This window comes from Tardiphaga sp. 813_E8_N1_3, from assembly GCF_051811025.1.
Classification (GTDB): domain Bacteria; phylum Pseudomonadota; class Alphaproteobacteria; order Rhizobiales; family Xanthobacteraceae; genus Tardiphaga.
Genome location: NZ_JBPWQE010000001.1, coordinates 1,381,781 through 1,393,769 on the forward strand (window position 1 = coordinate 1,381,781; position 11,989 = coordinate 1,393,769).

Consider the following 11,989-nt stretch of genomic DNA (forward strand, 5'->3'; position numbering starts at 1 on the left):
TCAGTGCTTCTGTCCATAAAGCACGGGAACGGCCGAGTCGACGATGACTTCGACAAGGCTGACGCCCGGATGTTGCAGGCCGGCGGCAAACGCAGCCGCAAGTTCCGATGATTTGCTGATGCGGACGGCATGCGCGCCCATGCCTTCAGCAAGTTTGACGAAATCCAGACCAGGCAGGTCCAGCCCGGGAACATTGCGCACCTGCATCACCTGGCTGAACGAGCGCATCGCGCCGTAACCGGAATTGTTGATAACCACTATAGTTAAAGGCAATTTGCGCTGCGCGGCGGTCCACAGCGCCTGGATCGAATACATCGCCGAGCCGTCGCCGATCAGGCAGACGGTGCGACGATCCGGATAGCCCAGCGCCATGCCGACGGAGGCGGGCAGCGAGTGGCCGAGACCGCCTGAGGTCATGGTGTAGAAACTGTTGGCGCCGCGCATCGGAAGATACTTCTGCATCGCCGGGCGATGCGAGGGCGCTTCTTCCACCAGCATCGCATCCGATGGCATGGCCCGCGATAGCGTGTGCAGCAGATAATCTATCGGGATCGGGTCACTGGCCACCGGCGGCGGCGGCAGGATGCGGCCCTTGGCGATTGCGCGTTTGGTATCAGGCAGCAGCTCAAGCAGCAGTGTCAGCGCCGGCTTCATGGTCGCGATAATGCTGGTACCGATCGGCGCGACGGCTGCGGAGTCCGTATCATCCGTAATCTGGAAGATCGTGGTATCGCCGTCGAAGATCGCCGCATGGCCTTCGACGTGGAACGTGAAGACCGGCGCGCCGATCACGACGACGAGGTCGTATTCCTTGAGGGCATCCGAGAGCTGTGCCGGCGAGGCATGCAGGAACCCAGTGAATTGCGGATGACGTTCCGGGAAACTGCAGCGCGCCGAGAACGGACTGACCCAGACGGCGGCTTTGGTCTTCTCTGCGACTGATACCATCAGATCGACGGCCTCCGCGCGGTCGATCCCGGGGCCGACGATCAATGCAGGGTTCTTGCTGTTGCCGAGTGCGGCGACCAGTTCCTGCATCGCCTTCGGATCTGGCCCGAGCTCGCGGCTGACATGGCGCGCCTCAAGAGGTTGGGCCTGATGCGTCCAGTCGTCGATCGGCACCGACACGAAAGTCGGCCCGCAGGGCGGCTGCATCGCCACGTAATAGGCGCGCGCGATTGCAGCGGGCACGTCCTCCGCGCGTGCAGGCTCGACGCTGTATTTCACATAGGGCCGCGGGAATTCCGACGCGCGCTCGGCATAGAGAAATGCCTGCAGCGGCAAAATGCTGCGCGCCTGCTGGCCGGCAGTGATCACCATCGGTGTCTGGTTGCGATGCGCGGTATAGATATTGCCGAGCGCATGGCCGACGCCGGCGGCGGAATGCAGATTGACGAAGGCGGCATTGCGCGTCGCCTGCGCATAGCCGTCGGCCATGCCGATCACGGAGGCTTCCTGCAGGCCGAGCACATAGTCGATATCGTCCGGCCAGTCGGACAGGAACGGCAGTTCGGTGGAGCCGGGATTGCCGAACACTTTGCTGATGCCGAAGCCGCGCAACAGGTTCAGCGTGGCGTCCTTGACGCTCACGGGAGTACGGGCGGCGGTTGTCTTGCTGTCGCGGGCCAAGGCGGTTTCCTCACGGGATCGGGCAGTGGTCTGCCGTGTGTTGTTGACTCATCAACAGCAGGAGGGGGCGGGGAGTCAATCGGGGAGGTGGGGTGGAACGCTGTCCTTTCCCTCCCCGGAGCGAAGCGACTGGGGAGGGTGGCGCGTTGCGAGCGCAGCGAGCAAACGTGACGGGTGGGGTGCCACAGGCCGACAGCGTTCGTGGAGGCCCCCCCCACCCGGCCGGCCTGACGGCCGTCCACCCTCCCCACCCTGCACAGCTGCGCTGTGCTTGGGGGGAGGGATAAGAAAGAACTACCAGCTCGCCGTCGCCTTCATGGTCGGCGCGCCCTGATGATTGGCGGTCCAGACCTCGAGACCATCAGCTGTCTCGTTCGCATTCACCGAAAAATCCGCGCCGTCGAACAGCGGCGACACACCGCGATAGCTGAACTTGGCTGGCGCCTTGCCGCCCTTCAGCTTCGCTGCGAACTCGACCAGCAAGGCGGCCTGCATCGGGCCGTGGAACACCAGACCGGGATAGAATTCGACCTTGGTGACATAGTCGCGGTCGTAATGGATGCGGTGGCCGTTGAAGGTCAGCGCGCTGTAGCGAAACAGCAGCACGGGATCCGCATAATGCGTTTCCTGATGCTGGGCCTTCGGCACGTCCTTCGGCGCGGGCGCCGGCGGCGCCATGCTGGTCGGCATGTCCCTGTAGACGATGTCCTGGCGCTCGCGAATGGCGAGGCCGCGCCTGGTGGTGATCAGGTGCTCGACATTGACGAAGCACAGCGCGCCGGTCGAACCCATCTTCAGATTGACGTCGAGGATCTTCGAGGAGCGCGTGACTTCATCGCCGACAAGCAAAGGCTCGATGAACTGCACTTCGCCGCCGGCCCACATGCGGCGCGGCAGCGGCACCGGCGGCAGGAAACCGCCGCGCGCCGGGTGGCCGTCGGGGCCGAGTCTGTCCATCGCCGCCACGGGCTGCGCCAGGCACCACTGCGTGGTGAAGGGTGCGGCGTCGCCGGGCTTCGGCGTGCCGATGTCGAGAAACAGCGTCGCGCGCAAGCCCTTCACGAGCTGCGCAGTCACGACGTCGGAGGCCTCGTCGGTGCGACCGATCCACTGCTTGAGATGATCGATGTCGAGCTTGTCGGTCATGATGACCTCCGTGTGATCTTGAAGATTATTTCTGCACTTCGCCGATGCCGGGCACGGCGCCGTAGCTGCGCGGCGCGTCGACCCAGATCGCGGCGGGGGCCGGATAGGACACTTCGCCATTCGGCGTGTTGACGGTGATGCGGCGCAGATGCGGATGGGTGGTGAGGTCCGCCATGGTGTTCACTTCGGCAAAGGCGATATCGGCGTCGGTCAGGCGCTTCAGGAGTTCGTCGCGGCTGAGCGATCCGAAGATGTCGCTGACGGTCTGGTCAGTGAAGGTGCGGTTGCGCACGCGCTCGACGCCGTTGACGAGGCGCGGATCGGCAGCGAGCTCGGCATTGCCCAGCACCTTGGCGCAGAGCACCTTCCACTCGCGCTCGCTCTGGATCGAGATCAGGATGTCCTTGCCGTCCCTGGAGCGAAACACGCCATAGGGCGCGATCGAGGGATGGGCGAGACCCATGCGCTTCGGCTCGTTGCCAGCCTCGGCATTGAGCAGCGGCACGGTGAGCCAGTCGGCCATCACGTCGAACATCGAGATGCGGATATCGGCGCCTTCGCCCGACACCGAGCGGCCGATCAGCGCTTCCAGGATCGCCGCATGCGCGGCAGCGCCGGTGGCGACATCGACGATGGAGACGCCGACGCGCGACGGCCCTTCGGGGCCGCCGGTGATCGACGCCAGTCCGCTCTCGGCCTGGATCAGGAGATCATAGGCCTTGCGATGGGCGTAGGGGCCGGTGTCGCCATAGCCAGTGATGGTGCAGCAGATCAGCCGCGGATAATCCTTGCGCAAGCGCTCGCGGGTGAAGCCGAGCTTGTCCATGGAGCCCGGCTTGAGGTTCTGCAGCAGCACATCGGCATTGGCGATCAGCTCTTCCATCGCCTTGCGGCCTTCCGGCGTAGCGAGATCGACCACCACGGAATCCTTGCCGCGGTTGAGCCAGACGAAATAGCTGCTCTGGCCTTTTGCCGCAGCATCGTAGCCGCGGGCAAAATCGCCTTCGGGGCGCTCGATCTTGATGACATGCGCGCCGGCGTCCGCGAGACGCGAACTGCAGAATGGTGCAGCCACCGCCTGTTCAACAGCGATGACGGTCAGTCCCTTGAGCGGCAGCATGTGTCTATCTCAATACGAGCGCGGCATGCCGAGCACATGCTCGGCCACGAAGGACAGGATCAGGTTCGTCGAGATCGGCGCCACCTGATACAGACGCGTCTCGCGGAATTTGCGCTCGACGTCGTATTCCTCGGCAAATCCAAAACCGCCATGGGTCTGGATACAGGCATTGGCCGCCTCGAAGGACGCGTCGGCCGCGAGCATCTTGGCCATATTGGCCTCGGCGCCGCATTCCATGCCGGCTTCATATTTACGCAGGGCTTCCTTCACCATCAGCTCGGCCGCACGCATATTCGCATAAGCCTTGGCGATGGGGAATTGAATGCCCTGGTTCTGGCCGATCGGGCGGCCGAACACCTGGCGCTCCTTGGCGTAAGCGCTCGCCTTGGCGATGAACCACTTGGCATCGCCGACGCATTCGCTGGCGATCAGGATGCGCTCGGCATTCATGCCCGAGAGGATGTAGCGGAAGCCCTTGCCCTCTTCGCCGATCAGGTTTTCCTTCGGCACCTTCATGTCGGTGAAGAACACTTCGGTGGTGGCGTGGTTCATCATGGTGCGGATCGGGCGGATCTCGAGGCCGTTCTTCTTGGCCTCTTTCATGTCCACCAGAAACACCGACAGACCATCGGTGCGTTTCGCCGCCTGTTCCTTCGGCGTGGTGCGCGCGAGCAGCACCATCAGGTCGGAATATTCGGCGCGGCTGGTCCAGATCTTCTGGCCGTTGACGACGTAGTCGCCATTATCGTCCTTCTTCGCTACCGTCTTCAGCGACGACGTGTCCGTGCCCGAGGTCGGCTCGGTGACGCCGAAGGCCTGCAGGCGCACTTCGCCGGTCGCGATCTTCGGCAGCCACTTGGCCTTCTGCTCGTCATTGCCATGACGCAGCACCGTGCCCATCGTATACATCTGCGCGTGGCAGCCGCCGCCGTTGCAACCGGCGCGCTGGATCTCTTCGAGGATCGCCGCTGCGGCGGACAGTTTGAGGCCGGAGCCGCCATATTCCTCGGGGATCAGCACCGACAGGTAGCCGGCTTCCGTCAATGCATCGACGAAAGCCTTCGGATAGGCCATTTCGCGGTCGAGCTTGCGCCAGTATTCACCGGGGAACTGTGCACACAGTTTGGCAACGGCATCGCGGATATCGTGGAATTCGTCCTGTTCCGCGGGATGGTGTTTCGTCAAGGAATTGAGCTTCTCTTCTTGAGGGGAAAATTATGAATCCTGACCGGCATTACGAAATCCTCCGATCTTAGGTAATTTTAACCGGGAGGGTCTCGTAGCCTTTAACAAAGCTCGAATACACGCGCTTGGGTTCCCCCACAACTTCGATGTTCTCGAACCGTTTCAGTATCTCCTCCCAAACGATCCTCAATTGCAACTCCGCCAGGCGCATGCCCACGCAACGGTGTATGCCAAAACCGAATGACAGATGAATCTTCGGCCGCGCGCGGTCGATGATGAACTCGTTCGGCCGCTCGATCACCTCCTCGTCGCGGTTGCCAGAGACGTACCACATCACCACCCGGTCGCCCTTTTTGATAGTCTTGCCGCCGAGTTCAGTATCCTGCATGGCGGTACGGCGCATATGTGCGAGCGGCGTCTGCCAGCGGATCACTTCGGGGACCATGGTCTCGATAAGCGACGGATTGTCGCGCAACTTCTGATACTGGTCGGGGTTCTCGTTCAGCGCCAGCACCGAGCCGGTCATGGTGTTGCGCGTGGTATCGTTGCCGCCGACGATGAGCAGGATCATGTTGCCCATCAGGTTGTCGGGATCCATGAAGCGTGTGGCGTCGCTATGCGCCATCATCGAGACGAGGTCATTCCGTGGTTCGGAATTTACCCGCTCATTCCAGAGATTCTGGAAATAGGCGTAGCACTCGTCCATCACCTGGCGGCGCTCTTCCGGACTGGAGACAACGCCGCTTTTCGGCAGCGCGGTTGCGACGTCTGACCAGCGCGTCAGCTTGCGGCGTTCTTCCCAGGGGAAGTCGAACAAGGTCGCCAGCATCTGCGTGGTCAATTCGATCGAAACGCGATCGACCCAGTCGAAAGTCTCGCCGCGCGGCAATCCGTCCAGCACCTTGCAGGTGCGGGTGCGAATGAGCGCCGCCAATTCGTCGAGATGATCCGGCGTGAACATCGGCGTCACGGTCTTGCGCTGCGGCGTGTGCTTCGGCTCGTCCATCGAGATGAAGCTCGGCCAGCTATAGCCCTCCGGCTCGTCGCGAATGCCGATGCCGCCGAGCTTGGAATCCGATGAGAAGATGCCGTGGCTGGTGTCGACCTTCATGATGTCGTTGTACTTGGTCACCGACCAATACGGCTCGATCGGCGCGCTGGTGCAGTAATGCACCGGCTCTTCCTTGCGCAGCCGTTCGAAGAACGGCCACAGCGTATCGGTCGCGAATAATTTCGGCGCGCCGGGATGGAAGTCCTTCAGCGGCGTCGAATAGGCGATCTCGCGCGCGACGCGCTGGATCTCGGCTTTGTCAGGATTGATCCTGGCTTGGATATTCATGGCGTCTGCTCTCCGAAAATCGATCCTGGGCCGTTGCGCTCGCGATTAGCCTGCGATGCGCACCGGCAGTGTTTCGTAACCCTTCACAAAACTCGAAAAGACGCGGCGCGGCTCGCCGACGACTTCGATCCTGTCGAAGCGCTTGATGATCTCTTCCCACACAATCTTCAATTGAAGTTCGGCAAGTCTGAGGCCGACGCAGCGGTGGATGCCGAAGCCGAATGACAGATGGCGGTTCGGGCGCACGCGGTCGATGATGAATTCGTTGGGGTTTTCGATGACCTCGTCGTCGCGATTGCCCGAGACGTACCACATCACGACCTTGTCACCCTTCCTGATCTGCTTGCCGCCGAGCTCGGTGTCCTGCACCGCCGTGCGCCGCATATGTGCAAGCGGCGTCTGCCAGCGGATGATCTCCGGCACCATGCTCTCGATCAGCGCGGGATTGGCGCGCAGCTTGTCATATTCACCAGGGAATTGATTGAGTGCGTAGAGGCCGCCAGACATCGAATTGCGCGTGGTGTCGTTGCCGCCGACGATCAGCAGAATGATGTTGCCGAGAAAACTCTCCGGATCGAGATGGCGCGTGGCCTCGCTATGCGCCATCATCGATATCAGGTCGGTCTTTGGCGGCGCGTTGAGCCGCTCCTGAAACAGCCGTCCGAAATACTCGCCGCATTCCCGCAGCTCTTTCTGCCGCTGCTGCTCGGCCTCCGGCGTGGGCGGCAACATTGTGGCGACATCCGACCAGTGGGTGAGTTTCCGGCGCTCCTCCCAGGGGAAGTCGAACAGGGTCGCCAGCATCTGCGTGGTGAGTTCGATCGAGACGCGATCGACCCAGTTGAAGGTCTCGTTGCGGGGCAGGGAGTCCAGCACCTCGGCAGTGCGACTGCGGATCAGGCTGGAGAGTTCGTCCATGTGGTGAGGCGCGAACATCGGCGCCACCGTCTTGCGCTGGGCGCTGTGATGCGGCGGATCTGTGGCAATGAACATTGGCCGGCGAAACTGCACGCCGGCGTCGCGGATGGTGATGCCGCCGAATGCCGCGGCGGAGGAGTAGGTGGCGTGATTGGTCTCGACCTGCATGATGTCGTTGTACTTGGTCACCGACCAATACGGCCCGAACATGCTATCCTTGCAGTAGTGGACGGGATCTTCGCGGCGCAGCCGTTCGAAATAGGGCCAGAACGTATCGGTGCGGAACAGTTCGGGATTACCGGGATCGAACTCATCGAGCGGCATTCCGTAAGCTTGGGCGTGAGCGGCGGCTTGGGCGGATTTGCTGCTGTCGGAATCCTGGACGCGATCGAGCATCGGTTCTCTCCCTGGCGTGTCCTCCGTGGTTGGTCCCGGAGGGCTTATTTGGATGAATTACAACCCGTTGCGCGGCCAAGAGCAAGGACCACTTTATGCCTCTTCTCAGCCCGTTCGGCCCGTGACATGGTGATTTCAATCAACAAAACCGGCGCGCTTGCGCGCCGTTCTGACCGGAGGCGACCCTGTGATTTCGAACGCTCAACGGATGTTCAATTTCGATCTCGGCGAGACCGCGGATGCGATTCGCGAGACCGTGCGTGACTTCTCGCAGAACGAGATCGCGCCGCGCGCCGAAGCCATCGACAAGACCAACCAGTTTCCGCTCGATCTCTGGCCCAAGATCGGCGCGCTCGGCCTGCACGGTATCACGGTGGAGGAAGAGTTCGGCGGCGCCGGGCTCGGCTATCTCGAACACGTCATCGCGGTGGAAGAAATTTCGCGCGCCTCGGCGTCGGTGGGTCTGTCCTATGGCGCGCATTCGAACCTCTGCGTCAATCAGTTGCGTCGCAATGGCAACGAGGCGCAGAAGCGCAAATATCTGCCGAAGCTGATCTCGGGCGAACATGTGGGATCGCTGGCGATGTCCGAGCCGGGTTCGGGCTCGGACGTGGTCTCGATGAAGACCCGCGCCGACAAGAAGGGCGATCGCTACGTTCTCAACGGCAACAAGATGTGGATCACCAATGGCCCGGTGGCGCAGACGCTGGTGGTCTATGCCAAGACCGATCCGGCTGCCGGACCGCGCGGAATCACCGCCTTCATCATCGAAAAGGGCATGAAGGGTTTTTCGACGGCGCAGAAGCTCGACAAGCTGGGTATGCGCGGCTCGGATACCTGCGAACTCGTATTTGAGGATTGCGAAGTGCCCGAGGAGAACGTGCTCGCCGAGGTCGGTCGCGGCGTCAATGTCCTGATGTCCGGCCTCGATTACGAGCGTGCGGTGCTCGCGGCAGGCCCGCTCGGCATCATGCAGGCCTGTCTCGACGTCGCGCAGCCTTATGTGCACGAGCGCAAACAGTTCGGCGAGCCGATCGGCAACTTCCAGCTCGTGCAGGGCAAGATCGCCGACATGTATGTCGCGCTGAGTTCGGCGCGCGCTTACGTCTATGCGGTGGCGAAAGCATGCGATCGCGGCGAGACCACCCGCGAGGATGCCGCCGGCGCCATCCTCTACGCGTCGGAACGCGCCACGCAATGCGCGCTCGACGCGATCCAGCTGCTCGGCGGCAATGGCTATATCAACGACTATCCCACCGGCCGCCTGCTGCGTGACGCCAAACTCTACGAGATCGGCGCCGGCACCAGCGAAATCAGGCGGATGCTGATCGGGCGGGAGCTGTTTGCGAAGAACGGGTGAGGGGGAGATCCCCTGTATCTGGAGCGCTGACCTCTCCACTGCCATTCCGGGACGTGCGCCTAGGCTCGTCATTCCGGGGTGCGCGAAGCGGCGCAGCCGCGTAGTGCGAACCCGGAATCCCGGAGTGTTTGGCGCTGACTAGTGACCCCCATGCTGGGATTCCGGGTTCGCGTCCGGCAAGTGCCGGCCACGCCCCGGAATGACAGTATGGGGCGGCAAGACGGCGCCTAAACATTTTTTCCTATCCTCCGTTGACAACATCTTCATCAGGTTTATATTCCCCTCCGTCCTGCCCCACCGAGAGGGGCGATCGCGATCGTCACGTTCGCGGGGCAGGGTGCGGTGGACGCCGGAGATGCGGCGTTACGCGGTTTGGGGGTGACGTCTGTCTTCGGGCAGGACGGATCTGCGCCAGCACTGCCACTGGCAAGGAAACGGCCGACCTTGGGATGGAAAGACTCCCTGGACAGTGTGACGGACGACCAAGTCAAAACGCGTCCGGCTTACTCGCTTGAGGCACCCTGTCCCATTCGCCTTGGGACTGTAATTTTGGTGATGGGATCGTTCGCCATGGCAACGCGCAAGCAACCGAAAAAACACCGCAGGCGGAACGCTGGGCACTTACTTGCCCTGCGCCTCCGAAAGTCCTGATGCATTCTAAATTGCGGAAGACCGCATTCGCATCAGGCCCAAGGGTGCAACGGGCACCCGGCGTTCCGCACGCCCTCTGACAGGGGGCGGGAATGCAGCAGACGACGGCGCCCCCGCGCCGCAAACAATGGGGGCGATGACGCATGTCTGAAGAGCAGTAGCTGTTTGATATTTGAATCAAGAGCGACGCAGAAGTGCGGCTGTGTGTCCGCCACTTCAGAGACATTCAAAAGGCATCGCCACTTGATCCACCTCAATCCGGTCACGGCAAAATGCGCAGATGATTGGCTCATCGCGTCGATCGACGCACCATCGCAAGCAGGAGCAGGATCATGCCGAAGATGAAGGCTGCGATATTCGTGGAACCGGGTCGTATTGTTCTAGATGACAAGCCGATCCCCGATGTCGGCCCGCTCGATGCGCTGATGCGCATCACGACCACCACGATCTGCGGCACCGATGTGCATATCCTCAAGGGTGAATATCCAGTCGCGAAAGGGCTGATTATCGGACACGAGCCGGTTGGTATCATTGAGAAGCTCGGCAGTGCCGTGACTGGCTATCGCGAGGGGCAGCGCGTCATTGCCGGCGCCATCACGCCGAGCGGCCACAGTTACGCATGTCTCTGCGGCTGCTCATCGCAGGATGGTGCTGGAACGAAGCACGGCTTCAAGGCTACCGGCGGCTGGCGGTTCGGCAATACGATCGATGGCGCGCAGGCCGAGTATGTGCTGGTACCCGATGCCATGGTCAATCTCAGCCCGGTGCCCGACGCGTTGACGGATGAGCAGGTGCTGATGTGTCCGGACATCATGTCGACGGGATTTTCCGGCGCCGAGCGCGGCGGCATCAAGATCGGCGACACGGTGGTGGTGTTCGCTCTGGGGCCGATCGGACTCTGCGCCGTCGCGGGCGCGAAGCTGATGGGCGCGACCACGATTATCGGTGTCGATACGGTGCCCGCACGCATCGAGGTCGCCAAACGGATGGGGGCCGATATCGTCGTCGACTTCAAGAAGGGGGATCCGGTCAAGCAGATCATGGACCTGACCGACGGCCGCGGCGTCGATGTGGCAATCGAAGCGCTCGGTACGCAAGGCACGTTCGAATCGGCACTGCGCGCGCTGCGGCCGGGCGGCACGCTGAGCAGTCTTGGCGTCTATTCGACGGATCTGCAGATTCCCCTGAGCGCCTTTTCGGCGGGTCTCGGCGATAACACGATTGTCACCAGCCTGTGCCCCGGTGGCAAGGAGCGGATGCGACGGCTGATGAACGTCGTCGCCTCCGGCCGTGTCGACCTGACGTCGCTGGTCACGCATCACTACAGACTGGACGATATCGAAAAAGCCTACGATCTGTTCTCGCACCAGCGCGATGGCGTGCTGAAGGTCGCAATCACGCCGTGAGGTTAAAGGGAGCCAGCGCGAAGAGGCTGCGCTGGCTGCCTTTGACGCGCTTACATGGCCAGGAAGCTGCGATTCCAGGTCGGGCTGATCAGCACCTCATTGATACAGACATGCGGCGGCATGCTGGCGATAAAGGCGATGGTCTTGCCGAGATCGTCGGGCTGCAGCATCCGCGCCATCACCTCGTCACTCGGCGGCACTGGACGGTTCTTCATGATGTCAGTGGCGACCTCGCCGGGCGAGAGACAGCAGGCGCGCAAGCCGTTGACGCATTCGTCCATGTTGAAGGAGTGGGTCAGCGCCAGAACCGCATGTTTGGTGGCCGTATAGGCCGGCCCCGTCATCTTCGACACGATGCGCCCGGCCCATGAGGCGACATTGATGATGCAGCCGTCCTTCTGCGCCCGCATCGCAGGCAGCACCGCGCGCATGCAATACATCACGCCATTGAGATTGATGTCGACGATCTGGTCCCAGCCGTCCTGCGTCACGTCTTCCCAACTGCGCTTCGGCAGGTTGACGCCGGCGCTGTTCACCAGAAGATCGATCCGGCCATGTTTGGCGAGGATGGCCTGCGCAACCTTGTTGACGTCCTCGGCATTGCTGACATCCAGCGCAATTGCCTCCACGGGCTTGCCGCCGGCGCCGAGTTCATCGGCGACGCCCTTCAGCACTTCGGCGCGGCGGCCGGAAATGACCACCGTCCAGCCATCCGCCAGCAGCGCCTGCGCTCCCGCCTTGCCGATTCCGGTGCCGCCGCCGGTCACCCATGCGATCCTGGTCTTGCTGCTCACGATTTTCTCCCTGATCGTTTCTTGCTTCACGATGTCCATCGTCTT

Annotated in this window: 9 protein-coding genes; 2 read left to right on the top strand and 7 right to left on the bottom strand. The window is 62.2% G+C overall.

The genetic code is table 11. The features are described from left to right. The 6 genes from mdlC to AB8A33_RS06515 all read right to left on the bottom strand — a co-directional run bounded on the left by mdlC (position 1) and on the right by AB8A33_RS06515 (position 7,661). Positions 1–1,629 carry a benzoylformate decarboxylase gene (mdlC, locus tag AB8A33_RS06490; protein ID WP_439092016.1) on the bottom strand — a complete coding sequence of 543 codons (1,629 nt, stop codon included), beginning with the start codon at positions 1,627–1,629 and terminating at the stop codon, positions 1–3. 294 nt (positions 1,630–1,923) lie between these two features. Continuing rightward, the gene (locus AB8A33_RS06495; RefSeq protein WP_439092017.1) at positions 1,924–2,775 is read right to left on the bottom strand and encodes an FAS1-like dehydratase domain-containing protein; all 852 of its coding nucleotides are present in this window, start codon (positions 2,773–2,775) and stop codon (positions 1,924–1,926) included. Positions 2,776–2,800: 25 nt separating this feature from the next. Further along, positions 2,801–3,895 (bottom strand): CaiB/BaiF CoA transferase family protein, encoded by a 1,095-nt coding sequence (locus AB8A33_RS06500; protein WP_439092018.1) that lies wholly within the window; start codon positions 3,893–3,895, stop codon positions 2,801–2,803. A 9-nt stretch (positions 3,896–3,904) separates the two neighbouring features. Then, entirely contained in the window at positions 3,905–5,080 is a 1,176-nt protein-coding gene (locus AB8A33_RS06505; RefSeq protein ID WP_439092019.1) for an acyl-CoA dehydrogenase family protein, read from the bottom strand. A gap of 67 nt (positions 5,081–5,147) precedes the next feature. Then, positions 5,148–6,419, bottom strand: coding sequence for a cytochrome P450 (locus tag AB8A33_RS06510; protein ID WP_439092020.1), 1,272 nt, complete (start codon positions 6,417–6,419; stop codon positions 5,148–5,150). 45 nt (positions 6,420–6,464) lie between these two features. After that, complete coding sequence (locus AB8A33_RS06515; protein ID WP_439095870.1) at positions 6,465–7,661, bottom strand: cytochrome P450; 1,197 nt, start codon at positions 7,659–7,661, stop codon at positions 6,465–6,467. Between the two features lie 259 nt (positions 7,662–7,920). Here AB8A33_RS06515 and AB8A33_RS06520 point away from each other — a divergent pair, with 259 nt between their 5' ends. After that, positions 7,921–9,093 (top strand): isovaleryl-CoA dehydrogenase, encoded by a 1,173-nt coding sequence (locus AB8A33_RS06520; RefSeq protein ID WP_068734239.1) that lies wholly within the window; start codon positions 7,921–7,923, stop codon positions 9,091–9,093. A 983-nt stretch (positions 9,094–10,076) separates the two neighbouring features. Beyond that, complete coding sequence (locus AB8A33_RS06525) at positions 10,077–11,150, top strand: NAD(P)-dependent alcohol dehydrogenase (RefSeq protein WP_439092021.1); 1,074 nt, start codon at positions 10,077–10,079, stop codon at positions 11,148–11,150. A 50-nt stretch (positions 11,151–11,200) separates the two neighbouring features. Here AB8A33_RS06525 and AB8A33_RS06530 read toward each other — a convergent pair whose 3' ends face one another. Continuing rightward, positions 11,201–11,983: an SDR family oxidoreductase gene (locus tag AB8A33_RS06530; protein WP_439092022.1), complete on the bottom strand. Its 783-nt coding sequence runs from the start codon at positions 11,981–11,983 to the stop codon at positions 11,201–11,203. Positions 11,984–11,989: the final 6 nt, after the last annotated feature.

Bases quoted from the DNA above. Each gene is read 5' to 3' on its own strand.
- AB8A33_RS06525 (WP_439092021.1), top strand. From the start codon at position 10,077: ATGCCGAAGATGAAGGCTGCGATATTCGTGGAACCGGGTCGTATTGTT.
- AB8A33_RS06500 (WP_439092018.1), bottom strand. From the start codon at position 3,895: ATGCTGCCGCTCAAGGGACTGACCGTCATCGCTGTTGAACAGGCGGTG.
- AB8A33_RS06510 (WP_439092020.1), bottom strand. From the start codon at position 6,419: ATGAATATCCAAGCCAGGATCAATCCTGACAAAGCCGAGATCCAGCGC.
- AB8A33_RS06495 (WP_439092017.1), bottom strand. From the start codon at position 2,775: ATGACCGACAAGCTCGACATCGATCATCTCAAGCAGTGGATCGGTCGC.
- AB8A33_RS06530 (WP_439092022.1), bottom strand. From the start codon at position 11,983: ATGGACATCGTGAAGCAAGAAACGATCAGGGAGAAAATCGTGAGCAGC.
- AB8A33_RS06515 (WP_439095870.1), bottom strand. From the start codon at position 7,661: ATGCCGCTCGATGAGTTCGATCCCGGTAATCCCGAACTGTTCCGCACC.